Here is a 21,223-nt window from a genome sequence, read left to right as displayed (position 1 = left end):
GCTGATAGGTAGCTGACGAAGACTCTTCGCCAATCGTCATGCCCGGGCTTGACCCGGGCATCAGCCCGCAACTGACGTGTACAGTCCAGTCACACCCGATCCCCGGGTCAGGCCCGGGGATGACGATTCCAACATGTCTTAGACCACCACCTGCTCGATCGCGCCGAAGATCGACGCGCCTGCTGCATCCAGCATCTCGATCCGCACCTTGTCGCCCTTTCCCAGGAAGGGCGTGACCGCGGCACCGGCCTGGATGGTCTCCACCATGCGCCGCTCGGCGATGCAGGAATAGCCGCGCCCGCCCTCGGCAACCGCCCTGCCCGGCCCGCCATCCGCACCGCGGTTGGACACGGTGCCGGAGCCGATGATGCTGCCGGCGCACAAGGCGCGCGTCTTGGCGGCGTGGGCAATCAGGGTCGGGAAATCGAAGGTCATATCCGTCCCGGCATCCGGGCAGCCGAACAAGGCGCCGTTGAGCGTCGAGCGGAGCGGCAGGTTCAGGCGCTTGCCATCCCAGGCAGCTCCCAGCTCATCCGGCGTCACGGCGACCGGCGAGAAGCTGGAGGCCGGCTTCGACTGGAAGAAGCCGAACCCTTTGGCAAGCTCGCCGGGGATGAGGCCGCGCAGCGAGACATCGTTCACCAGCATGAGAAGGCGGATCTGTCCCGCCGCCATCTCCGGGCCGGCACCCAGCTTCACGTCGCCGGTCACCACGGCCACCTCGGCCTCGAAATCGCCGCCCCAGGACGGATCCTTCAACGGGATGGGGTCATGGGGTGCGAGGAACGTGTCGGATCCGCCCTGATACATCAGCGGATCGGTCCAGAAACTCTCCGGCAGTTCTGCCCCGCGTGCTTTCCTGACCAGCGCCACATGATTGACATAGGCCGAGCCATCCGCCCATTGGAAGGCGCGCGGCAAGGGTGACAGACAGGTCTGCGGATCGAAGGCGATGGTCCCGTCGAGCTGCCCGTCATTGAGGCGCGTCGACAGCGCTTGCAGGATCGGTTCGGCATGGGCCCAATCGTCGAGCGCCATCTGCAGGGTCGCGATCTCGGTCACGGGAACAGCGCGTTTGAGCGCGCGATCAACCACATGCAGCGCGCCATCACGGCGCCCGTTTTTCAGGGAGGCGAGTTTCATATCTTCAGCTTCGCTTCTTCAGGCTGCCGTCGTGCAGCCAGTTGGCATGTTTGGGCGCTCGCCGGGTGCGTGACCATTCTTCCAGCATCGGCCATTTGACTTCGTCGAGCTTGCGCTTCATCTCAGCGGTCTGCGTCTCGCACGCAAGCTCGATCCGGTGGCCGTTGGGGTCGAAGAAATAGATCGACAGGAACAAGGTGTGATCAATGGGGCCAATCACCTTAATGCCGGCACCCTCCAGCCGCGCCTTGGCAGCGAGGAGGTCGGCCTCGCTCTCGACCTTCAGCGCCAGATGCTGCACCCAGAGCGGTGTGTTGCGGTCGCGGTCCATCTCGGTCTTGGTCGGCAGCTCGAAGAAGGCAAGGACATTGCCGCCACCGGCATCCAGAAACACATGCATGTAGGGATCGGGTTCCTTGGTCGAGGGTACCTCGTCCTCGGCGATCGCCAGCACGAAGTCCATGCCAAGATGCTTGCCGTACCATTCGACCGTTTCCTTGGCGTCGCGGCAGCGATAGGCGACATGATGGACACCGCCTAGTTTGAAGCTGGGTGCGTTCATGCGACTCTCCTTCAGCTCTGGCCGATGACGCGGCGTTCGACCTGCTCGCGCTCGATCGAACGGAACAGCGCCGCGAAATTGCCCTCGCCGAAACCTTCCTCGCGTTTACGCTGGATGATTTCGAAGAAGACCGGGCCCAGCAGCGTGGTGGTGAAGATCTGGATGAGGATGCGCGGATCGTTGTTCTCCGTGCTGCCGTCAATCAGCAGGCCGCGGGATTTAAGTCCCCCCAGATCCTCGCCATGGCCGGGCAGGCGTTCCGCCAGCATGTCGTAATAGGCCTGTGGCGGCGCCTTCATGAACGGGACGCCGTTCTGGCGCAGGCGGTCGACGGTCGCATAGATATCGTCGGTCGAGAGTGCAATATGCTGGATGCCTTCGCCATTGAAGCGCATCAGGAACTCCTCGATCTGGCCGGTTTCTTTTGAGGCTTCCTCGTTCAAGGGAATGCGGATGCGGCCATCGGGCGCCGACATGGCCTTGGAATGGAGGCCGGTATATTCGCCCTTGATGTCGAAGTAGCGAACCTGCCGGAAATTGAACAGGCGCTCGTAATAGCCGGCCCAGAACGCCATGCGGCCCTTATAGACATTGTGGGTGAGGTGATCGATCTCGGTGAGGCCGAGGCCCACCGGCTGGCGTTCTTCGGTCAGATAGCGGAAGTCGATGTCATAGATGCTGGCGCCCGGTGCATAGCGGTCGATGAGATAGATGGGCGCCCCGCCGATGCCCTTGATGGCCGGCAGCTTCAGTTCCATCGGCCCCGGCAGGATGTCGATCGGCTGAGCGCCCCGGCGGAGCAGTTCGGCATAGGCCTGGTGAGCGTCCGCGACACGAAACGCCATGCCGCAGGCAGACGGGCCATGCTCCTCGGCAAAATAATGGGCGAGGCTCGATTTCTCCTGGTTGAGGATGAAATTGATGCCGCCTTGTCTATACAACTGCACGTTCTTCGACCGGTGCTGCGCCACCAGCGAAAAGCCGAGATGGCGGAAGATCTGATCTAGCTGGGCAGGGTCGGGGGCGGCGAATTCGACGAATTCGAAACCGTCCAGGCCGATTGGGTTGCTGCTGTCGATGTTCATCGTAATGCCTCCGCTGGATCACCAACCATTGGACCCAGGCTAAGATCCATGGGGGTGGGGGCCTAGACAGGTGTGTCACCTGGTGAAACACTATCCGGCATGATCAAGTCCAATCGCAGCCTGGAGCGAGGCCTGGCACTCCTCGACATCCTCAGTCGGCGTGGGCCCAACACGCTGGCAGCACTCGCCAGGCATGCTGACCTGCCCAAGGCCACCGCCTACCGGCTGCTGCGCACCCTGGTGGCGCAGGGGTGGATCTATCGCCGCCACAATGATGCGCGCTATGTGCCGACCATGCCAGATCCCACCATGCGCCCGGCGGCGGGCCTCGGTGCTTCCGTGGCGCGCCTTGCCATGCCGCATCTCCTGGCGCTGACCGAGCGAACGGGTCTTGCCGCCGACCTCACCTGGCTGATCGAGGATGGCGTCCTCGAGGTGATCGACTCCACGCGTATTTCAGGAGAGAGCCATGTCGATCCCAAGGTCGCGGGCTTTCGCCCCTCGCTCGCCTTCTCGGCGCCGGGTCGCGCCGTGCTGGCCGCCAGCGATGAGGTTGTAAGCACGCGGCACCTTCAGCATCTGATGCGCACCGACTCACCGGCCGAACGCCACGCGCTCACCAGTGGGCAATTGGCCGCCGAGATTGCCGCCACGCAAAAGCGCGGCTATGGCATCCGGGCCCGGGGCTATTGGCCAGATTCCTCCGACTATGGCCGCGAGCCGATGGATATCGCCATCGCGTTCGTGCAGCAGCAAGGAATGCCGCTGGGTTGCATCAGTCTGGTCTGGCCGGTGGAGATGCGCGAGGTCGCCGATGTGGCGCGTCTTTATCTGGGTGACATGCAAGCGACGGCCATGAAGATCGGCCAGGCGATCGCAAAGACCAAGGGCCCTTAGGTCCCACTATCTTTCGCCAAGCGCACCAGCCAGCGGCGCACGATACGCTCTTCCTCGCCGCCAAGGCCTGCTGCCAGCCATTGTTCATCGCGCTGCACGGGCTTGCGGCAGCGTGCCAGCAGTTCACGCCCGGGCGTCGTCACGTCGATATGCTGGATGCGGCCATGGACCGCATGCTTGCGTCGCTCGACCCAGCCGGCACGAATGAGATTGGCGACGATGACGCTGACCGTCTGTGGCGTGAGGAGCGAGAGGCGTGCAAGATCGGCATTGGAGAGGCCGGGATAATTCGCCAGCATGGTCAGCACCACGAATTGCGGATTGGTGATGCCCACCTCCAGGAGGTCCTGCTCAAAGCGCTGCCGATGGGCGACGCTGGCCTGGCGCAGCAGATAGCCGAGATAGCCGGCCTCGCCGCGCTTGCCCTCACCTGGTTTGGGGATAAGGGCGGTCGGAATCGCTGCCTTGGCCGATTTGCGCTTGCTCATATTATCAGAGCTCTTATATGTTATTCGTATGCTGATAATAGAGAAGTTGCTGCAAGAGGAATAGCCATGTCGATCATGCCGCGAATCAAACAGGAAGAATTCTACCGGGTCGCTCCCGCGGCACGGGATGCGCTGGTGGCGCTCAGCAAGGCGGTCGATGATTCTGGCCTGGAGAAGACGCTGACCGAGCTGCTGAAGTTGCGCGTATCGCAGATCAACGGCTGTGCTTTCTGCGTCCAGTTCCATTTGACCATCGCGCGCCGCCTGGGGGTGCCCGCGGCGAAGCTCGATCTGGCGGCGGCCTGGTTCGACACCGACATCTACACGCCGCGCGAACGGGCAGCCCTCGCCTGGGCCGAAGCGTTGACGGAGTTCGCCCATGGCCCAGCCATGGAAACCGCCTACGCCACCTTGCAGGTCGAGTTCAGCGAGAGCGAGATCTGCTTTCTCACCTCGGCCATCGCCAACATCAATGCCTGGAATAGGATTTCAATCGGATTGCGCTTTGCGCCGATCCTGGCGGCGTAAGGAAACCGCCGTTTTTCAGCCCAATATGGGCTAAATGCCATAAACCATTTCCTAACCATCTTGCTGCAGTCTGAGCCTAACCGAGGCCCCGGATCCGTTCATCCGGACATATTCACCCCGGACAAGATTCATGGGGGCCCAGGAAAGGTTTCAGAATGCAGGCTCAGAATTCCCAGCCACTGCCACGGCTGACACTCAAGAACATGCATGTGATGATCGATCGCAAAGCGCATCCGATCATCAACATGAACATCCAGGACGTGCTGATCGGTGGCATGCCGGACTGGATGGCGGTTGGTCAACGCGTGGAATTTTCGTTCGTCATTACGCTCAAGGAATGGGAGCGCAGCCTGCCGACCTATGGCGTGGTGATTAAGAACGATTCGGGTGGACTCGATGTCCGCTATACGCCGCCGACACCCAGCTGGCGCAACATCATGATGAAGCTGGTTTCAGAAGAAGCTCGCGGCGCTGCCAAGAAATAATTCAGCCCGATAGATTTTTCTGCCAGGCAGGTTTTTCAGCCAGGGCAGATTTATTGATTGCAGATTTATTGATTCTTGAGCGGTGCCGCCCATTTTGCTGCCGCTGCATCGTCGCTGTCTTTGGCATCGACCCAGCGTTGTGTGCTGCCATCGTCTTCGAGTTTCCAGAACGGCGCCTTCGTCTTCAGCCAGTCGATGAGGAAGGCGCAGGCGGCCAATGCCGCCTCGCGATGTGCTGACGCGGTCGCCACCAGCACAATCCGGTCGCCCGGTGCCAACTTGCCATGCCGATGAATGATGAGGCATGCGTCCAAGGGCCAACGCTGTGTCGCCTCGACCGCGATGGCCTTGAGCTGCTTCTCGGTCATGCCGGGATAATGTTCCAGCGTCATGCTGGATGACGCGGCATCGGCGATATCGCGCACCAGGCCGGTAAAACTGGCGACACCACCGATCTGGGTATTGCCGGCGGAAAGTGCCATCAACTCGGCACCGATATCGAAATCTTCGTGCTGGACCTTGATGGTAATCATCAGGGCTGCGGCTCAGCCGCCGGTAACAGGTGGGAACAGGGCCACTTCATCGCCTGCCTGCAGGAGATGCTCAGGCCCGACATATTCCTGATTGACCGCCACCTTGACCACGCTGCGCTCCCTGAGGGCGGCGGCGAAATTGCCACCGCGCGCCTCCAGCCAATCGAGAAGCTCGCCAACCTTCCGTACCTCCGGCGGTGGCGAGATCTGTTCTTCGGCCATGCCGATCTTGGCGCGGATCCAGGCGAAATAGAGCATTTTCATGGATCATCATTTAGGACGGCGGGCGGCATTCGTCCAGTTCCTTCCACATCCAGCCATAATTCGTGAAAATGATCCTGCTGGCCGGAGGTGAATTCATAGAAGGCCAGCAGCAGCAGATGCGAGACGCGCTGCTGGTCGGCCGACAAGGGTATCCCTAGACGCCGCACCCGGCGCGAGAGCCGTGGCTGGATCTGGGCCGAAGCGTCGAGGAAATGACTGTCGCCAAAATCGGCCATGCGCCCCAGCGAGTTGAAGATGCGGGTCGAATGAAAACCCCAATCAAGCGATTCGAGATAGGCGCCAGCGAGGCTGCGGCCATAGATCCGCTCGATCTGCGTACCGGCCAGGCGGACCCGGAGCCGTGGCTGCAGGCTGCCGTCTGGACGGGGTTCGACTTCGATGATCCAGATATTGGCGAGAAGTGTCGGGATTTCGCTGGCGTCGATGTCCGTGCGGGACGCCCAGCGCCGCGTCCCGCGTTTCTCCGCGACGTAGCGCAGCAGGCGGCCGAAACGCGGGTCGGCACGCAGACTGGGTTCATCAATGATTTCCGGCAGTGTCGCTGGCAAGAAGCCTCCCGCACCGCTAAATTGCCTGCGCTAAGTTGGTTGGCACAAATCACGCAATCTAAGGTCGCAGCAAAATGGCCATGACAATCTATCATAATCCCAATTGCAGCACCTCGCGCAAGGTGCTGGGTTGGCTGCGGGATAAGGGTCATGACCCCAAGGTGGTCGAATATCTGAAAACGCCACCCGATGCCGCGACCTTGACAAAAATCCTGGCAGGCATGGATGGCGCGGCCCCGGTCGCCATATTGCGCCGCAAAGGCGAGGCCTATGAAGCGCTGGGCGATGTCGCGAAATTGAAGCCAGACCAACTCATCGCCAAGATGGTGGCAGAGCCCGTGCTGATCGAACGTCCCATCGTCGTCAACGGCAGCCGCGCCGTGCTATGCCGCCCGGCGGAGCGGGTGTGGGACGTGGTGGGGTGAAGGGCCTTACGCCGCCTCTTCATTCACCGGTGCGCGATCTGGCAGCAGAAATATCTGCCGCGCCAGCGGGTGCTGGAGTCGTTCGCGCGAATAGTGCTGCGCGAGTGCCGTGCCATCGAAGAGATCCCGGTGGCGTGCGGTGAAGCCTTCCCAAGCGACACCTGCAGGTTCGACCGCAAGTCGCGCATTGATCAACGTCATGAACGCCGTCGTGATCGTCTCGTGATAGAGGCCGTCCTTGCCGATCGACGCTGCAAATGCCCTGATCGCGCGGCGCATGGCGCCGAGGGCTTCCGGGAAATCCTGGCGCTGCAGATAAAGAAAGCCGGCTCGTATATGCGCCGCGTGATTGAAGGCGGCGGGTACCAGTGTGCATGCCTCCAGCGCGCTCAGGAAATCGTCGTCGTTCATCGCGTCTTCTCCGTCAGGCGGTGGGCGGCGGAGGCGGTGAGGGTCAGGCCATAGACCTTCTTGAGTTCGCCGATCTGCTGCACTGTCGCTGGCTCGAACGCGCATTGTCCCTCGAAAGCATGAAGCGCCATTCCCTCGATGAGATCGCCCAGGGACATGTCCTTGAGCTCTGCGACGGCCTTCAGCACTTTCAGCAGCCGTTTCTCCAGCCGCACCCCGGTCTGCACACGTTCGATGGTTTCCATCTCTCGATCCTCGTTCTTTATTTGGTACTTATGTACCAATATACCAACTATGGCAACAACATTCTTAATAGTTGCGTAGAATAAATATATATGTACCGTTAGGGAGCATGGAACAAATAGGGAATTGAACCATGAAGCGTGTGCTGAGCTACCTGCTATTCGCCGTTGCGATACTCGCCGCATCTATCAGAGGCGGGGCAACGGCCCATGCCGATCTTCTCGACAAGCATTACGAAGGCGTCTGGCTGATTGAGGCCTTTACGTTCGACGACGACACGGCGTTCAGCCATTGCACGATGAGCGCCAGCTATGACGACGGCGTATCGCTGATCTTCTATCTCGACAACCAGTTCTATTGGGCCATCCGGCTTGTCGGCAAAAGCTGGCGGCTCAAATCGGGCGACAAATATGATGTCCAGTTGACCGTCGATGACGCGAAGCCAACGCGCCTTGTGGCGGAAGTATCCGATACGCGGTGGGTTCATATCGCCGTTGACGGCAACGGCCGCTTGTTCGACCAGCTGCGTGCCGGCCGCATGCTCTATATCGATACAGCCGCCGAGCTTCTGTCATTCAATCTCCAGGGGACATCGCGTGGCCTGCTTGCCTTGTTCGATTGCGTCGACCGGCGTGTCAGGGCGGCCTCTCGCACCAATCCCTTCGAGCCCTCATCGGCCGGCCAAGATTCGGCCGGCTTGAGCGCGAATCCCTTCGATCCGGCAAGTGGCCCTGCGGGTTCGGGGCGGGATGATGCGGGAAAGCCCGACTCTCAGGTCGAGGCCAACAACACAACGACCAAGCTGCTGCAAGGCGCTGGTGTCGCCGATTACCAGATCAAGGAGGGGTTGGACAATGTCGTGGGATCCTCGACGGTGTGGCGGAATGGCAAGGGCGTGGTCGGGGCCTTGCTTGTGGTGACCGAGGGTGGCCGCGAAGACGCCGAAGCATCGCTCTCGGCGATGATGGAGGGCACCCGCGAGGATTGTCGGGGCAAGTTCGTCAGCAATCTGGACGCTTCGGTCCGGCTGCACGGCGCCTATATGCCGCGCGCCTATGCCGGCTGCAGCGATGGCGGCAAGTCGGTCATGATGTATCTGTCGGCCTTTCAAAGACGACAGGGTGGCTATTATGTTTTCTTCACGGCGACCGTGCCTGGCGGACCGTCGAGCATGGCAGCCGAAATCGACGAGCGGATTCGCGAGGTAGCCTATCAAATGGAATAGCGCAGACGCAGGAGAGCGCCATCACCGGATGACCAGGCCGCCGTCGACATGGATGGTCTGGCCGGTGATGTAGCGGGCGGCGGGCGAACACAGGAACGCCACGGTGGCTGCGATGTCGGCGGGGAGCCCAAGATCGCCCATGGGGATGCGCGCCTTGAGGCGTTGCCATTCTTCTGGTGAGAGGGTCTGCTCGCCGCTGCTTTTGTCCTTGGCGATGAGGCCGGGGGCAATGGCGTTGACCGTGACACCGTCCGGCGCCAATTGCAGCGCCAGCGACTTCACCAGGGTTTCGAGGGCCGACTTGGCGGCGGCGGAGGCCGGGAAGTTGAGATAGCCCGGCAGGAACAGATGCGCATTGTGGGTCGAGATGGCGACCACGCGGCCCTGCGCACCAGCGGCCTTGAGATGCGGCAGGGCGGCGCTGGTGAGGGCGTAGAAGCCGCCGGCGATGACCGCATGGGCATGATCGAATTCGTCGCGCGTCAAGGCACCGATGAGGGGACGCAGGGGAAATCCGGCATTGCTGACCAGCGTGTCGAGCGCGCCGAAAGCCTCGACCGCTGCCGCGACCAGCTTGGCGCCTGTCTCATGCAAGGCGAGATCGCCGAGCACCAGCAGGGTGCGGGCACCCTTGGCCTCAAGCGCCTCGGCCACCTTCTCGAGGCCAGCACGGTTGCTTTTGGTGTGCAGCAAGATTTGCGTGTCTGGCCCGGCCAGCGCCAGCGCGGTGGCAGCGCCAATGCCGGACGCGGCACCCGTGATCAGGATCGACCGCATGAAACTCTCCCCTGGGCGGCCAGACGTGCATCCAGCGCTTTCAGGAGCGCCGTCTGTTCGGCTTTGGAATTTACCGGAAAGCGCTGAAATTCATCACCGATCCGCAGATCGGCAAACAAGCCCTTCGGGTCCTCGTGGAAATGCAGCAGGCTTTGTGATTTGCAATAGAAGGCGCCGCGCGATTTCTCCTTGAGGCCCGCGCGCGCGCGAATGGCCACAAGGAGCGGTTCCAATTGATCGAGGGCGGGGCCGGTCGCATGCTTCATGCAGCAGAATTTAAGGCTGCATCGGAAGCCGTCAACTTGGTTTCGGCCGGTTACCTTACTTTAGGCAGCGTAAGAGTGATTGTGGTGCCGACATTGGGGGTCGACTGAATGTCGAGCCGCCCACCGTGCAGTTCGACCAGCGAAGCCACGATGGGCAGGCCGAGGCCGGTACCGACCTGGGCATAGGGGCTGTCGGTCGCCACCTGGCCAAAGGGCTGCAGGGCGATCGTGATCTGGTCCGGGGTCATGCCGATGCCGGAATCGGCGATGTCGATGACGATGTCGCCTTGGGCCTGATGCGCCGTGATCATCACGGTACCGCCGGCCAGGGTGAACTTGATGGCATTGCTCACCACGTTCATGATCATCTGCCGCAGGCGCCGGCGATCGGCCACCAGCGACAAGGGGGACCGGCTAAGATCCGCCACCAATTGCACGCCGCGCTTTTCAGCCATCGGTGCCATCAACTGCACCGAACCGTTGATCAGTTCCTTGAGTTCAATAGGTTCCAGGGTCAGCTGCAGCTCGCCCGCTTCGACCTTGGAAAGATCGAGGATGTCGTTGATGAGGGCGAGAAGATGCGCGCCGGCATCATGGATGTTCTGGGCATAATTCTGATACCGCACGACACCGGCTGCGCCAAAGAGATCGTCGGCGATGATCTCGGAAAAGCCTAGAATTGCGTTCAAGGGCGAGCGCAGTTCATGGCTCATGCGTGCCAGGAAATCGCTTTTGGCGCGGCTGGCCGTGATCGCCACCTGGCGCTGATTCTTGAGTTCGCGGGTGAGCAGCGTGCTCGCCGCAGCCTGGGCGCGCAGTTGCTCTGTCGCCTGTGCCAGCTGCACCTCGCGCGCCTTTTGTGCCGAGATGTCGACGATCGAAGCGATGATGGCGTCATAATTGTCGAATGCGGCGACATGGCCGGAGAGCAGGCCCCAGAAACGCCGCCCGCCATGGGTCACGAACTCGATTTCGTGGTTGATGACCTGGCCCTCGTCGCGCAACAGGCGCACGAGCTCGGTCCGCGCCGCCGGATCGGCATAGAAAGAGTCGCTCGAATGGTTGGCTGGCTGGTCCTCCGGCCGGTCGAACAGGTCGCGGGCGGCACTGTTGGCATAAAGGACTTTGCCGCTGGCAAGGCAGGTGATCACGGTTGGCGTTGCCACGACGTCGAGCACCGTCACGTCGGCAGCCGACAGTGCGGTGCCCTGTCGGGGGAAGGCCAAACGGCGGCGCAGATTCCTGTCACTCGAATGCGGCAACGCTTCTCCACCCGGCAGCCACCTCATCGCGGCCGCCCGATATACCCGTCCCCGATATGCTAGTCGCGAACCCCTCTCGGGCAAGCGCAACCATACAGTCCACAGATTGGCAGGCGATAGATAAGAAGGGGTAAATTTCGCACAGAAATACTTACACTATAATATGTGTTTGGAGACGTTCTAATTCCTAAGGGAAGCGTCATTCTACTGGTCAGCGATTGCCCAAAAGCTTTCTGGCCAATTGCTGCTGCTTTGGATAGGTTGGCGCCCGATCGCAGTGAGGGAAGCCGGTCAGTCCTGGTGACAGGGTGATTCCGGCGCTGCCCCCGCAACTGTAGGACTGTTGCCCCAAGTTTTCTCGGGGTACCGCGGGTTCAAGGCCACTGGCCGGTTTGGCTGGGAAGGCGACCCCGCGGACATCGGTCGAGCCAGGAAACCTCGGCGATCATTCGATTTCGGCAACGACCTCGGAGGGAGGTGCGCGTCATCTTGTCTACGCAACCCTTGGGCTTAGGCACCGGCCTATCCGGTTTGATCACCCCGCTCCCCGCCATCACTTTGGTGCTGGGTGGCGCACGCTCGGGCAAAAGCCGCTATGCGGAACAGCTGCTCGACCGCCATACGGGCAGCCGCACCTACATCGCCACCGCTGAGATTCGCGACGCCGAGATGGCTGAGCGGGTGAAGCTGCATGCCGAGCGGCGCGATCCCGACTGGCGCCTGGTGGAGGAACCCCTGGCCCTCGCCCAGGCCCTCGTGTCGGAAACAGAGAAGGGCGCGGCGGTCCTGGTCGATTGCCTGACGCTCTGGCTCACCAATGTGATGTTGGCGGAGCGTGATGTCGCGGTGGAATCCGCAGCCCTTGAGGAAGCGCTCGGCCAATGCGGCGGGCCGATCATTTTCGTCGCCAACGAGGTGGGTCTTGGCATCGTGCCGGACAACAAACTGGCGCGTGATTTTCGCGACCATGCCGGGCGGCTCAACCAGCGCCTGGCCGCGCGCGCCGATCATGTGCTGTTCATCGCGGCCGGCCTGCCTTTGATACTGAAGTAGGGCCGCTGGTCCTGAAATAACGACGCGAACATCGCGTCTGCCGACTAAGGAATGATCATGTCAGTCACGAATTCAAAGACCGGCGGGAAAATCCCCGCCACCATCGTCACCGGATTTCTGGGGGCCGGCAAGACCAGCCTCATCCAGCATCTGTTGAAGAATGCCGGCGGCAAGCGCCTGGCGCTCATCATCAATGAATTCGGCGAGCTTGGCGTCGATGGCGAAATCGTCAAGGGCTGCAAGATCGAGGGCTGCCCGGAAGAGAATATCGTCGAGCTAGCCAATGGCTGCATCTGCTGCACGGTGGCCGACGATTTCCTCCCCACCATCAAGGCACTGCTTGACCGCGCCAATCCGCCCGATCATATCGTCATCGAAACCTCCGGCCTTGCGCTCCCGAAGCCCCTGGTGAAGGCGTTCAACTGGCCGGAAATCCGCACCCGTGTCACGGTCGATGGCGTCATCGCGGTGGTCGATGGCCCGGCGGTGGCGGCAGGGCGGTTTGCCGACAACCCGGCAGCGGTCGACAGCCAGCGCAAAATGGATGACGGGCTCGACCATGACAGTCCCTTGGCAGAACTGTTCGAAGACCAGATCAATTGCGCCGATCTCATCATCGTCAACAAGGCCGACCAGATGTCGGGCGCTGAGCATGAATCCGCCCAGGCCCATATCATCAAGGAATTGCAGCGCCCGGCCAAGATGATCACGGCACGCTTCGGCGAGGTGGATCCCCGCGTGCTCCTGGGGTTGGATGCCGCGGCCGAAGACGATCTCGCCCAGCGCCATTCGCATCACGAATTGGAAGGCGAGGATCATAACCACGACGATTTCGAAAGCTTCCATATCGACGTTGCCGAACTGGGCCAGCCGCAGGACCTGCTGGCAAAGCTGGTCCCTGTCATCGAACAGCACGACATCCTCCGCGTGAAGGGTTTCCTGGCTGTGGCTGACAAGGACATGCGCCTGGTGCTGCAAGGTGTCGGCAATCGCCTGCAGCATTATTACGACCGTCCGTGGGAAGCGGCCGAAGGCCGTCGAGGCCAGATCGTGATCATCGGCCTCCAGGGCCTTGATCGCGCCGCCATCACGGCGGCGCTGACGGCACCGCTCGGCGTCGCCGCCTGACCCATGCATCTTCTCGCCGCCAAACCCGGAACCATCAGCGACGGCGGCGAGGCCGTCGATCTCGGCCAGTCACCGGCCGAAATCGTGGTGCTGAGTGCCGCCGATACCGAGCTTGCGGCGCTGGCAGCCGCGCATGCGGCACTGCCTGAACCCCGGCCAAGTTTGCGTCTCGTCAATCTGCTGCAGTTGCAGCACAACATGTCGGTCGATCTCTATCTCGACCAAGTGATTGCCGATCCCAAGGCGTCAGCGAAGCTGGTGATCCTCAGGCTCATCGGGGGCGAGCGCTATTGGCCCTATGGCGTCGAACAATTGGCGGCAGTCACCTCAGCGCGCGGCATCAGGTTTGCCTGTCTCTCCGGCGATGACCAGCCGGACAGCGAATTGTCGCGCCGCTCGACCATCGACGATGAGGCAGCACACCGCCTGTGGCAGTTCCAGGTCCATGGCGGCAAGAGCAATGCCGAAGAATTCCTGAACTATGCCGCAAGCCTCATCGGCTATGACACAGCCTGGCAGGAACCGCGGCCCCTGCTGCGTGCTGGGCTCTATTGGCCTGGCACGCCGGTGCTCAGTCTTTCTGATCTTGCGCCGCTGTGGCGCGAAGGCGCGCCGGTTGCCGGCATCGTCTTCTACCGCGCGCTGCTGCAATCAGGCACCTTGGCGCCAATCGATGCGCTGATCGGCGCCTTGACTGCGCGCGGCCTCAATCCACTTCCCATCTTCGTCAATTCGTTGAAGGAAGCGGTGGCGGCGGATCTCATTCGATCGCTTTACGCCGAGACGGCGCCCGACATCACGCTCAATTGCACCGGCTTTGCCATCTCGCAGCCGGGCGCCACGGCTTTCTCGACGCCGTTCGACGGCGCGGATCATCCGGTGCTGCAGGTCATGCTGTCCAGCGAGAGCGAAGCGCAGTGGCAAACCGGCCTGCGCGGCCTTAGCCCCCGCGATCTGGCCATGCAGGTGGCGCTGCCGGAACTGGATGGCCGCATCATCACCCGCGCCATTTCATGGAAGTCCGCAGCGCGCTATGACGAAGCCACGCAATGCACGATCGTGGCACCGCAGCCGGTCGCCGATCGCGTGGCCTTCACCGCGGATCTCGCGGTCAATTGGGTGAAGCTGCGCCGCACGTCCGCGCCCGATCGCCACGTGGCGTTGATCCTTGCCAATTATCCCAACCGCGATGGCCGCATCGGCAATGGTGTCGGGCTGGATACGCCGGCCGGCACGATCGAGGTGCTGCACGCCATGCGGGATGCTGGCTACGGTGTCACTGACGTGCCGCAGGACGGCGAAGCCTTGATGGCGCGGTTGCTGGCACGGCCTGCCGGCATCTTCCGACTGAGTGGTACCGATTATGCCACCTTCTTCAGTACACTGCCGGCAGCGATGCAGGACGCGGTCACCGCGCGCTGGGGTGCCCCGACGGCGGACCCGCTCTACAGTGCCGGCGCCTTCGATCTGCCGCTGATGTCGCTGGGCCAGGTGGTGATCGGCATTCAGCCGGCCCGCGGCTACAATGTCGATCCGACCAGCAGCTATCACGACCCGGATCTCGTGCCCCCGCACGGCTATTTCGCTTTCTATGCCTATCTGCGGCGGCAGTTCGGCGCCCATGTGATCGTGCATATGGGCAAGCATGGCAATCTCGAATGGCTGCCAGGGAAATCCCTGGCGCTCTCAGCAAATTGTTATCCCGAGGCCATCTTCGGGCCGCTGCCGCATCTCTATCCCTTCATCGTCAACGACCCCGGCGAAGGTGCGCAAGCCAAGCGCCGTGCCCAGGCCGTCATCATCGATCACATGACGCCGCCGCTCACCCGTGCGGAAAGCTATGGCCCCCTGCGGGATCTCGAACGGCTGGTCGATGAATATTTCGAGGCGAGCCAGGTCGATCCCAGGCGCTGTGTGGATTTGAAGCGCCAGATCCTTGATCTTGCGATATCGAGTGGCCTCGCCGCCGATTGCGGCGTGCTGCCGACCGACGATACCGATGCGGCGCTGGCAAAACTCGACAATCATCTCTGTGAGCTGAAAGAGGCTCAGATCCGCGATGGCTTGCACATCTTTGGGAAGGCACCCGAAGGCGCCATGTTGGATGAGTTGCTGGTGGCTCTCACGCGCCTCCCGCGTGGCAAGGGCGAAGGTCGCAGCCAATCGCTCATTCGCGCACTCGCTGCAGATCTCGAGCTCGGCCTCGATTTCGATCCGTTGAACACCAGGCTTGGTGATCCCTGGACCGGCCCCAAGCCCGGTGCCCTGCAGAAAATCAGTGACGATGCCTGGCGCTTGGGCGGTGACACGGTCGAGCGGTTGGAAATTCTGGCACTGGCGCTGGTGTCCGGCACGCAAATATCCGACACGGCATGGACGCGCACGCGCGATGTGCTGAGCTTCATCGACGAAGATTTGCGGCCCCGCGTCGCGGGCTGCGGTCCGGCCGAGATCAGCGCCATCCTGCGCGGTCTTGACGGTCGCTTCATCGCACCCGGCCCTTCCGGCGCGCCAACGCGCGGTCGTCTCGATGTGCTGCCCACCGGCCGCAATTTCTATTCCGTGGATACGCGCTCCGTGCCGACGCCTACCGCCTGGGCTTTGGGTTGGCAATCAGCCTTGCTGGTCCTCGACCGGCACCGGCAGGAACATGGTGCCTGGCCCAAGGCCATCGTGCTCTCCGCCTGGGGCACCGCCAACATGCGCACCGGTGGCGACGATATCGCCCAGGCCCTGGCGCTGATGGGCGTGAAGCCCACTTGGGATCCAGGTGGATCGGGCCGTGTCGCGGGCTTCGAAATCCTGCCGCTCTCCGTCCTGGGCCGGCCGCGCGTCGACGTCACGTTGCGGGTCTCCGGCTTCTTCCGTGACGCCTTCCCGGCACAGATCGACCTTTTCGATTCCGCAGCGCGCGATGTGGCCGCACTGGATGAGCCCGACAACCTCAATCCACTGGCCGCTCGCGTGCGCAGCGAACGGCAGACGCTTGTCGCCGATGGCATGTCGGAAGCCGATGCCACGCGCCGTGCCGGCTACCGCGTGTTCGGTTCCAAGCCCGGCGCCTATGGTGCCGGACTGCAATCGCTCATCGATGAAAAAGGCTGGACCGAGACCGGTGATCTTGCCCGTGCCTATCTCGCCTGGGGCGGCTATGCCTATGGCCAGGGGTCGAGCGGCGAAGCGCAGCAACAGCTTTTTGCGCAGCGTCTCACAGGTGTCGAAGCGGTCTTGCACAATCAGGATAATGCCGAACACGATCTCCTCGACAGCGACAATTACTACCAGTTCGAAGGTGGCCTGGCCGCCACCATCAAGCATCTCACGGGCAAGCGCGCCATCGTCTGGCACAATGACCATTCCCGGCCCGAAGCGCCCAAGGTGCGCGCCCTCGATGAAGAAATCGCCCGCATCGTTCGTGCCCGCGTCGTCAATCCGAAATGGATCAGCGGCATCATGCGCCACGGCTATAAGGGCGGTTTCGAGCTCGCCGCCACGGTCGATTACCTGTTCGCCTTCGCCGCCACTGCGGATTGCGTGGCGGATCATCATTTCGACGCGGTCTTCGACGCCTATCTGGTCGATGACGAGGTCCGCGCCTTTCTCGAACGGCATAATCCGGCGGCCCTCAAGGACATCGCCGACCGGCTGCTGGAAGCGCAGACGCGCGGCCTCTGGCAGGCAAAATCAAATTCGGCAGGCGTGCAGCTGCAAGCCTGGGCGACAGGGAGTGAAGCAGCATGAGCGAACATATCGATACCGACGAATCAAACCAGCGCGCCAATGAGAAGGCGGCGCGGCGTAAGGAAGCGCGCGACCGCATGATGGCGGAAAAGACCCGCGAAAAGGGCCTCATCATCGTCAATACCGGCAAGGGCAAGGGGAAGTCGACCGCGGCCTTCGGCATGGTCATGCGCTGCATCGGTCATGGCATGAAGGTGGGCGTCATCCAGTTCATCAAGGGGAAATGGGATACCGGCGAGCGCACGGTCCTCGAACGCTTCCCCGACCAGATCGAGATCAAGGCCTTGGGCGAAGGCTTCACCTGGGAAACCCAGGACCGCGCCCGCGACATCGCCTTTGCGCGGGCCGCCTGGGATGAAGGCAAGCGCATGATGTCTGATCCCAGCTTCCAGTTCGTGCTGATGGACGAGATCAACATAGCCCTTCGCTATGACTATCTGCCGGTCGAGGAAGTGGTCGAGTTCCTGAAAGCCAAGCGCCCCGATCTTCATGTCTGCGTCACCGGCCGCAATGCGAAAGATGAAATCATCGCCATCGCCGACCTGGTGACCGAGATGGAAATGATCAAGCATCCCTTCCGCGACGGCGTGAAGGCGCAGGCAGGGATTGAGTTTTAGTCGGTGAGAGCTGCCCCCACCCAAACCCTCCCCCTGAAGGGAGAGGGCTTTTATAGCGAGATGGTCGCCACCACTCGGTCCAAACCCTCTCCCTTCAGGGGGAGGGTAGGGTGGGGGCGCAGCAAGCTCGTTCCCACCGAGCTCGCGCCATGACCACCCCCACCCTCATGTTCCAGGGTACCGGGTCGGACGTCGGCAAGTCGCTGATCGTCGCCGGCCTTGCGCGCGCGTTCACGAATCGCGGTCTCAAGGTGCGGCCGTTCAAGCCGCAGAACATGTCGAACAATGCCGCCGTCACCGCCGATGGTGGTGAGATCGGGCGGGCGCAGGCGTTGCAGGCGCGGGCGGCGCGGGTGGCGGCTTCCGTGCACATGAACCCGGTGCTCCTGAAGCCGCAAAGCGATGTCGGTTCCCAGGTGATCGTGCAGGGCAAGATCTTCGGCAATGCCAAGGCCGCTGACTATCACCGGCTGAAGCCGCAATTGCTGCAGGCTGTCCTCGACAGCTATCAGCGTCTCGCCGCCGAGGCCGATCTGGTTCTGGTCGAAGGGGCCGGGTCGCCAGCTGAAATCAATCTGCGCCCCGGCGACATTGCCAATATGGGCTTTGCCGAGGCTGCCGACATTCCCGTGGTGCTGGTGGGCGATATCGACCGTGGCGGTGTCATCGCCAGCATCTTCGGGACCGTGCAATTGCTGGCGCCGGCGGAAGCTGCACGCATCAAAGGCTTCCTCATCAACAAATTTCGCGGTGATCCCGTGCTCTTTGCCGACGGCATGAAACTGATCAGCGAGAAGACGGGTCTTGATGCGCTCGGCCTCGTGCCCTGGTTTGCCGGTGCCGACCGATTGCCGCCGGAAGATGCGGTGGCTCTCGACAGCTACAAAGCCAACACCAAAGCCGGGATCAAGATTGTGGTGCCGCAACTGCCACGTATCTCGAATTTCGACGACCTCGACCCCTTGCGCGCCGAACCCGATGTCAGCGTCGAGCTGGTGCGCCCCGGCCGCGCCTTGGCCGGCGATGCCGATCTCATCCTGTTGCCGGGTTCGAAAGCCACCATTGCCGATCTTCGCGCACTTTATGACACCGGCTGGGACATAGACATCCGCGCCCATCGCCGGCGCGGCGGTGCCATTCTGGGCCTCTGCGGCGGCTATCAGATGCTGGGCCGGCGCGTGGAAGATCCGGGCGGTATCGAAGGACCCAGGGGCGGCATTGATGGGCTGGGCCTTCTTGATATCGTCACCACCCTTACCGACGACAAGGCGCTGGTCGAGGTGACGGCCCGGGCATCAGGCCACGATGTCCATGGCTACGAAATGCATGTGGGCGTGAGCGAAGGCCCTGACTGCGCCCGTCCCTATCTCGCCATCGGTAATCGGCCGGATGGCGCGGTCTCTGCCGACGAACGGATCATGGGTTGCTACGTCCACGGCCTCTTCGCCGCCGACGGTTTCCGCCACGCGTTCCTCTCCAGCTTGCGGCCCCGCGCTGAAACCGGCGTTGCCTATGAACAGGGTGTCGAACAGGCACTGGATGATCTCGCGGTACATCTTGAGCGGCATGCCGATCTGGACCGGATGCTGGAGATTGCGCGTTCAGACTGCTAGCGCCACCACCAACACGCCAACCGCCAAAATTACACAGGCTCGCCAATAGAGCCCGAGCGACTGCCGGATGTCGGCGGCACCCAGCTGCCAGCGACCGCCATCATTCATCCAGGGATCGGAGACAAGGTGGCCGTGATAGCTGCGCGGCCCGGCGATGGCAAAGCCCAGGGCACCGGCCATGGCGGCTTCCGGCCAGCCGGCGTTGGGCGATTTGTGGCGCTTGGCGTCACGGTGGACGGCGCGGATGGCGGCGCCAGGCTTGGCATCCCGCTGTATGATGGCGGCCAGGACCAGCAGCAATGCCGAAAGGCGGGAGGCCGGTAGGTTGACGAGATCATCGAGCCGCGCCGGCGCCCAGCCGAAGGCGAGGTGACGCGGCGTCTTATGGCCGATCATGCTGTCCATGGTGTTGATGACCTTGTAGGTCAGCATGCCGGGGAGTCCCAGGATGAGGCCCCAGAAGATCGGTGCCACGATCCCGTCGGAGAAGTTTTCGGCCAGGCTCTCGATGGCGGCGCGCGCGACGCCACCAATATCGAGCGCGTCCGGGTCGCGGCCGACAATGCGGGCGACGGCGATGCGCCCACCTTCCAGGCCGGAAAGTGTTATCGCCTTGGCGACATCGGCCACATGGGCATAAAGGCTCTGCTGCGCGATCAAGGCCGACATCACCAGCCCCAGCCAGAGCGGCCCCAGGGGCAGCTGCAGCAGCAGGGCCTGAATGATCCAGCCAAGCGCCAATGCGGCCGATGTCAGGACGAGGGTGAGCAGGATACCCCCCCGGCGCCGTTTGTCGGCGCTGTCGCTCACATGGTTGAACCTGCGGTCGGCCCATGCGATGACAGCACCGATGAGCGTGATCGGATGGGCCACGCGCCGGTACAGCCAATGCGGCTCGCCGAGAGCGGCATCGGCCAGGATGGCGATGAAGAGGGCGGCTGGATGCAGAAGGTCGGTCGACATAAGACCGCGATCCTGCCGATTAGCAGGCGAACGTCAAGCGTGGCAGCGTCGTCGACCGCCGATTTTGCGCCAGACCTTCTGCGTCAGGCCGGAGACTCGAAGGAGAGGCGATATGGTTGAACATCCCGTGATCGAACATCAAGGTGGGTGCTTGTGCGGTGCGATACGGTTTGTGGCACGGGGTACGCCGAGATCGGTCTTCCACTGCCATTGCTTCTCCTGCCGGCGGCAGACGGGGGCGGCGGTGGCGAGCTTTGCAGCCTTCCAGGTCAGCGACACGTTCCGCTGGACCAAAAGCGAGCCATCCGCCTATGCCTCTTCGCCCGGCGTCACGCGAAAGTTCTGCGCCCGTTGCGGGACACCACTCAGCTATCAGGCCGAGAAATATCCGGATGAGATCCATCTCAATATCAGCTGCTTCGACCAGGCCGACGATCTCGTGCCTGTAGCACACTGGCATGTCGAGGAAAAGCTGCCCTGGTTCGAGACGGCCGATGATCTGCCGCGTCATCGTGGCGAATAGGCCAGTGGCGTGAAGAGGGTGGCGTGAAGAGGGCGCATTACATTGGCGTCGGCCATGAGACCGGCGCCGATCTCGCAGCAGCCCTGGCGCTGGTGCAGCAATGCTGCCGGCAGGCCGGGCTGACGCCAGGTGAGATCGCGGCGATTGCCTCGCTCGAGTCAAAAGCGGCAGATGGCATCGTTGATGGTCTCGGCCGGCAATTCGGCTGCGCGGTGCAGTATTTCACCGCGGCGGCGCTGGAAGCGGAGACGCCACGGCTCCTCAATCCTTCCGACCAGGTCTTTGAGGCGGTCGGCTGTCATGGTGTTGCGGAAGCCGCCGCCCTGGCCGCGGCCGGACCGGTCGCCAGCCTGATTGTGCCCAAGACCAAGGGTGGGCGTGTCACCTGCGCCATTGCCCGGCGCGGCATTCCCGGGCAATAA

General features: G+C 62.4%; 25 protein-coding genes and 1 riboswitch. Of the genes, 12 read left to right on the top strand and 13 right to left on the bottom strand.

Features of this window, described 5'->3' with window-relative positions:
• Window positions 1-138: 138 nt before the first annotated feature.
• From AC1DWZ_RS20660 to hppD, 3 genes are read right to left on the bottom strand one after another with little or no spacing between them, the layout of a single operon-like run.
• Window positions 139-1,143, bottom strand: coding sequence for a fumarylacetoacetate hydrolase family protein (locus AC1DWZ_RS20660; RefSeq protein ID WP_477170832.1), 1,005 nt, complete (start codon window positions 1,141-1,143; stop codon window positions 139-141).
• A 4-nt stretch (window positions 1,144-1,147) separates the two neighbouring features.
• The gene (locus AC1DWZ_RS20655) at window positions 1,148-1,705 is read right to left on the bottom strand and encodes a VOC family protein (protein WP_477170831.1); all 558 of its coding nucleotides are present in this window, start codon (window positions 1,703-1,705) and stop codon (window positions 1,148-1,150) included.
• Between the two features lie 11 nt (window positions 1,706-1,716).
• A complete protein-coding gene (gene hppD, locus AC1DWZ_RS20650; RefSeq protein ID WP_477170830.1) occupies window positions 1,717-2,790 on the bottom strand; it encodes a 4-hydroxyphenylpyruvate dioxygenase in 1,074 nt (357 codons plus the stop codon).
• Window positions 2,791-2,889: 99 nt separating this feature from the next.
• On the opposite strand from hppD, the gene AC1DWZ_RS20645 reads away from it, so the two are divergent.
• Window positions 2,890-3,687, top strand: coding sequence for an IclR family transcriptional regulator (locus tag AC1DWZ_RS20645; RefSeq protein ID WP_477170829.1), 798 nt, complete (start codon window positions 2,890-2,892; stop codon window positions 3,685-3,687).
• Here AC1DWZ_RS20645 and AC1DWZ_RS20640 read toward each other — a convergent pair.
• Window positions 3,684-4,175 carry a MarR family winged helix-turn-helix transcriptional regulator gene (locus AC1DWZ_RS20640; protein ID WP_477170828.1) on the bottom strand — a complete coding sequence of 164 codons (492 nt, stop codon included), beginning with the start codon at window positions 4,173-4,175 and terminating at the stop codon, window positions 3,684-3,686. The two genes, AC1DWZ_RS20645 and AC1DWZ_RS20640, sit on opposite strands and share 4 nt — an antisense overlap.
• A gap of 66 nt (window positions 4,176-4,241) precedes the next feature.
• Here AC1DWZ_RS20640 and AC1DWZ_RS20635 point away from each other — a divergent pair, with 66 nt between their 5' ends.
• Together AC1DWZ_RS20635 and AC1DWZ_RS20630 are read left to right on the top strand one after the other, a co-directional pair.
• Complete coding sequence (locus AC1DWZ_RS20635; protein WP_477170827.1) at window positions 4,242-4,703, top strand: carboxymuconolactone decarboxylase family protein; 462 nt, start codon at window positions 4,242-4,244, stop codon at window positions 4,701-4,703.
• Between the two features lie 155 nt (window positions 4,704-4,858).
• Window positions 4,859-5,188 carry a hypothetical protein gene (locus tag AC1DWZ_RS20630; protein ID WP_477170826.1) on the top strand — a complete coding sequence of 110 codons (330 nt, stop codon included), beginning with the start codon at window positions 4,859-4,861 and terminating at the stop codon, window positions 5,186-5,188.
• 65 nt (window positions 5,189-5,253) lie between these two features.
• On the opposite strand, the gene AC1DWZ_RS20625 is transcribed toward AC1DWZ_RS20630, so the two are convergent.
• The 3 genes from AC1DWZ_RS20625 to AC1DWZ_RS20615 are packed head-to-tail and all read right to left on the bottom strand — an operon-like array spanning window position 5,254 to window position 6,554.
• A complete protein-coding gene (locus AC1DWZ_RS20625) occupies window positions 5,254-5,718 on the bottom strand; it encodes a molybdenum cofactor biosynthesis protein MoaE (protein WP_477170919.1) in 465 nt (154 codons plus the stop codon).
• 15 nt (window positions 5,719-5,733) lie between these two features.
• A complete protein-coding gene (moaD, locus tag AC1DWZ_RS20620) occupies window positions 5,734-5,985 on the bottom strand; it encodes a molybdopterin converting factor subunit 1 (RefSeq protein ID WP_477170825.1) in 252 nt (83 codons plus the stop codon).
• The gene (locus AC1DWZ_RS20615; RefSeq protein ID WP_477170824.1) at window positions 5,982-6,554 is read right to left on the bottom strand and encodes a PAS domain-containing protein; all 573 of its coding nucleotides are present in this window, start codon (window positions 6,552-6,554) and stop codon (window positions 5,982-5,984) included. The genes moaD and AC1DWZ_RS20615 overlap by 4 nt, the downstream gene beginning before the upstream one ends.
• A gap of 80 nt (window positions 6,555-6,634) precedes the next feature.
• Between AC1DWZ_RS20615 and arsC the strand changes: the two genes are divergently transcribed.
• The gene (gene arsC, locus AC1DWZ_RS20610; RefSeq protein WP_477170823.1) at window positions 6,635-6,979 is read left to right on the top strand and encodes an arsenate reductase (glutaredoxin); all 345 of its coding nucleotides are present in this window, start codon (window positions 6,635-6,637) and stop codon (window positions 6,977-6,979) included.
• Between the two features lie 6 nt (window positions 6,980-6,985).
• On the opposite strand, the gene AC1DWZ_RS20605 is transcribed toward arsC, so the two are convergent.
• On the bottom strand, window positions 6,986-7,390 hold the full coding sequence (locus AC1DWZ_RS20605; protein ID WP_477170822.1) for a hypothetical protein: 405 nt from the start codon (window positions 7,388-7,390) through the stop codon (window positions 6,986-6,988).
• Complete coding sequence (locus tag AC1DWZ_RS20600; RefSeq protein WP_477170821.1) at window positions 7,387-7,635, bottom strand: hypothetical protein; 249 nt, start codon at window positions 7,633-7,635, stop codon at window positions 7,387-7,389. Before AC1DWZ_RS20600 ends, AC1DWZ_RS20605 begins: the two co-directional genes overlap by 4 nt.
• Window positions 7,636-7,766: 131 nt before the next feature.
• Here AC1DWZ_RS20600 and AC1DWZ_RS20595 point away from each other — a divergent pair, with 131 nt between their 5' ends.
• Window positions 7,767-8,858: a hypothetical protein gene (locus AC1DWZ_RS20595; RefSeq protein WP_477170820.1), complete on the top strand. Its 1,092-nt coding sequence runs from the start codon at window positions 7,767-7,769 to the stop codon at window positions 8,856-8,858.
• Between the two features lie 21 nt (window positions 8,859-8,879).
• On the opposite strand, the gene AC1DWZ_RS20590 is transcribed toward AC1DWZ_RS20595, so the two are convergent.
• The 3 genes from AC1DWZ_RS20590 to AC1DWZ_RS20580 are packed head-to-tail and all read right to left on the bottom strand — an operon-like array spanning window position 8,880 to window position 11,190.
• Window positions 8,880-9,635, bottom strand: a complete 756-nt coding sequence (locus AC1DWZ_RS20590; protein ID WP_477170819.1) for an SDR family NAD(P)-dependent oxidoreductase — start codon at window positions 9,633-9,635, stop codon at window positions 8,880-8,882.
• Window positions 9,620-9,901, bottom strand: a complete 282-nt coding sequence (locus tag AC1DWZ_RS20585) for a hypothetical protein (RefSeq protein ID WP_477170818.1) — start codon at window positions 9,899-9,901, stop codon at window positions 9,620-9,622. The genes AC1DWZ_RS20590 and AC1DWZ_RS20585 overlap by 16 nt, the downstream gene beginning before the upstream one ends.
• A 50-nt stretch (window positions 9,902-9,951) precedes the next feature.
• On the bottom strand, window positions 9,952-11,190 hold the full coding sequence (locus AC1DWZ_RS20580; RefSeq protein ID WP_477170817.1) for a sensor histidine kinase: 1,239 nt from the start codon (window positions 11,188-11,190) through the stop codon (window positions 9,952-9,954).
• 204 nt (window positions 11,191-11,394) lie between these two features.
• Window positions 11,395-11,620, top strand: a riboswitch (cobalamin riboswitch).
• Window positions 11,621-11,652: 32 nt separating this feature from the next.
• Between AC1DWZ_RS20580 and cobU the strand changes: the two genes are divergently transcribed.
• The 5 genes from cobU (at window position 11,653) to AC1DWZ_RS20555 (ending at window position 19,315) form a co-directional block, all read left to right on the top strand.
• Window positions 11,653-12,216 (top strand): bifunctional adenosylcobinamide kinase/adenosylcobinamide-phosphate guanylyltransferase, encoded by a 564-nt coding sequence (gene cobU / locus AC1DWZ_RS20575; protein WP_477170816.1) that lies wholly within the window; start codon window positions 11,653-11,655, stop codon window positions 12,214-12,216.
• A 57-nt stretch (window positions 12,217-12,273) separates the two neighbouring features.
• Window positions 12,274-13,344 carry a cobalamin biosynthesis protein CobW gene (cobW, locus tag AC1DWZ_RS20570; protein WP_477170815.1) on the top strand — a complete coding sequence of 357 codons (1,071 nt, stop codon included), beginning with the start codon at window positions 12,274-12,276 and terminating at the stop codon, window positions 13,342-13,344.
• Between the two features lie 3 nt (window positions 13,345-13,347).
• A complete protein-coding gene (gene cobN / locus AC1DWZ_RS20565; protein ID WP_477170814.1) occupies window positions 13,348-17,085 on the top strand; it encodes a cobaltochelatase subunit CobN in 3,738 nt (1,245 codons plus the stop codon).
• Entirely contained in the window at window positions 17,082-17,702 is a 621-nt protein-coding gene (gene cobO, locus AC1DWZ_RS20560; RefSeq protein WP_477170813.1) for a cob(I)yrinic acid a,c-diamide adenosyltransferase, read from the top strand. Before cobN ends, cobO begins: the two co-directional genes overlap by 4 nt.
• A gap of 149 nt (window positions 17,703-17,851) precedes the next feature.
• A complete protein-coding gene (locus tag AC1DWZ_RS20555; RefSeq protein ID WP_477170812.1) occupies window positions 17,852-19,315 on the top strand; it encodes a cobyric acid synthase in 1,464 nt (487 codons plus the stop codon).
• On the opposite strand, the gene cbiB is transcribed toward AC1DWZ_RS20555, so the two are convergent.
• Complete coding sequence (gene cbiB / locus AC1DWZ_RS20550) at window positions 19,304-20,278, bottom strand: adenosylcobinamide-phosphate synthase CbiB (RefSeq protein WP_477170811.1); 975 nt, start codon at window positions 20,276-20,278, stop codon at window positions 19,304-19,306. The two genes, AC1DWZ_RS20555 and cbiB, sit on opposite strands and share 12 nt — an antisense overlap.
• Before the next feature lie 112 nt (window positions 20,279-20,390).
• Between cbiB and AC1DWZ_RS20545 the strand changes: the two genes are divergently transcribed.
• Together AC1DWZ_RS20545 and AC1DWZ_RS20540 are read left to right on the top strand one after the other, a co-directional pair.
• Window positions 20,391-20,801, top strand: a complete 411-nt coding sequence (locus AC1DWZ_RS20545) for a GFA family protein (protein ID WP_477170810.1) — start codon at window positions 20,391-20,393, stop codon at window positions 20,799-20,801.
• A 23-nt stretch (window positions 20,802-20,824) separates the two neighbouring features.
• A complete protein-coding gene (locus AC1DWZ_RS20540) occupies window positions 20,825-21,223 on the top strand; it encodes a cobalamin biosynthesis protein (protein ID WP_477170809.1) in 399 nt (132 codons plus the stop codon).

The sequence above is a fragment of the Dongia sp. P2_B8 genome (assembly GCF_056404715.1).
This window is presented reverse-complemented; position numbering and strand designations above follow the sequence as displayed.

Excerpts from the sequence above, each read along its gene's own strand:
- AC1DWZ_RS20660 (WP_477170832.1), bottom strand. The coding sequence starts at position 1,143 with ATGAAACTCGCCTCCCTGAAAAACGGGCGCCGTGATGGCGCGCTGCAT.
- AC1DWZ_RS20655 (WP_477170831.1), bottom strand. The coding sequence starts at position 1,705 with ATGAACGCACCCAGCTTCAAACTAGGCGGTGTCCATCATGTCGCCTAT.
- hppD (WP_477170830.1), bottom strand. The coding sequence starts at position 2,790 with ATGAACATCGACAGCAGCAACCCAATCGGCCTGGACGGTTTCGAATTC.
- AC1DWZ_RS20645 (WP_477170829.1), top strand. The coding sequence starts at position 2,890 with ATGATCAAGTCCAATCGCAGCCTGGAGCGAGGCCTGGCACTCCTCGAC.
- AC1DWZ_RS20640 (WP_477170828.1), bottom strand. The coding sequence starts at position 4,175 with ATGAGCAAGCGCAAATCGGCCAAGGCAGCGATTCCGACCGCCCTTATC.
- AC1DWZ_RS20635 (WP_477170827.1), top strand. The coding sequence starts at position 4,242 with ATGTCGATCATGCCGCGAATCAAACAGGAAGAATTCTACCGGGTCGCT.
- AC1DWZ_RS20630 (WP_477170826.1), top strand. The coding sequence starts at position 4,859 with ATGCAGGCTCAGAATTCCCAGCCACTGCCACGGCTGACACTCAAGAAC.
- moaD (WP_477170825.1), bottom strand. The coding sequence starts at position 5,985 with ATGAAAATGCTCTATTTCGCCTGGATCCGCGCCAAGATCGGCATGGCC.
- arsC (WP_477170823.1), top strand. The coding sequence starts at position 6,635 with ATGACAATCTATCATAATCCCAATTGCAGCACCTCGCGCAAGGTGCTG.
- AC1DWZ_RS20605 (WP_477170822.1), bottom strand. The coding sequence starts at position 7,390 with ATGAACGACGACGATTTCCTGAGCGCGCTGGAGGCATGCACACTGGTA.
- AC1DWZ_RS20600 (WP_477170821.1), bottom strand. The coding sequence starts at position 7,635 with ATGGAAACCATCGAACGTGTGCAGACCGGGGTGCGGCTGGAGAAACGG.
- AC1DWZ_RS20595 (WP_477170820.1), top strand. The coding sequence starts at position 7,767 with ATGAAGCGTGTGCTGAGCTACCTGCTATTCGCCGTTGCGATACTCGCC.
- AC1DWZ_RS20590 (WP_477170819.1), bottom strand. The coding sequence starts at position 9,635 with ATGCGGTCGATCCTGATCACGGGTGCCGCGTCCGGCATTGGCGCTGCC.
- AC1DWZ_RS20585 (WP_477170818.1), bottom strand. The coding sequence starts at position 9,901 with ATGAAGCATGCGACCGGCCCCGCCCTCGATCAATTGGAACCGCTCCTT.
- AC1DWZ_RS20580 (WP_477170817.1), bottom strand. The coding sequence starts at position 11,190 with ATGAGGTGGCTGCCGGGTGGAGAAGCGTTGCCGCATTCGAGTGACAGG.
- cobW (WP_477170815.1), top strand. The coding sequence starts at position 12,274 with ATGTCAGTCACGAATTCAAAGACCGGCGGGAAAATCCCCGCCACCATC.
- cobN (WP_477170814.1), top strand. The coding sequence starts at position 13,348 with ATGCATCTTCTCGCCGCCAAACCCGGAACCATCAGCGACGGCGGCGAG.
- cobO (WP_477170813.1), top strand. The coding sequence starts at position 17,082 with ATGAGCGAACATATCGATACCGACGAATCAAACCAGCGCGCCAATGAG.
- AC1DWZ_RS20555 (WP_477170812.1), top strand. The coding sequence starts at position 17,852 with ATGACCACCCCCACCCTCATGTTCCAGGGTACCGGGTCGGACGTCGGC.
- cbiB (WP_477170811.1), bottom strand. The coding sequence starts at position 20,278 with ATGTCGACCGACCTTCTGCATCCAGCCGCCCTCTTCATCGCCATCCTG.
- AC1DWZ_RS20545 (WP_477170810.1), top strand. The coding sequence starts at position 20,391 with ATGGTTGAACATCCCGTGATCGAACATCAAGGTGGGTGCTTGTGCGGT.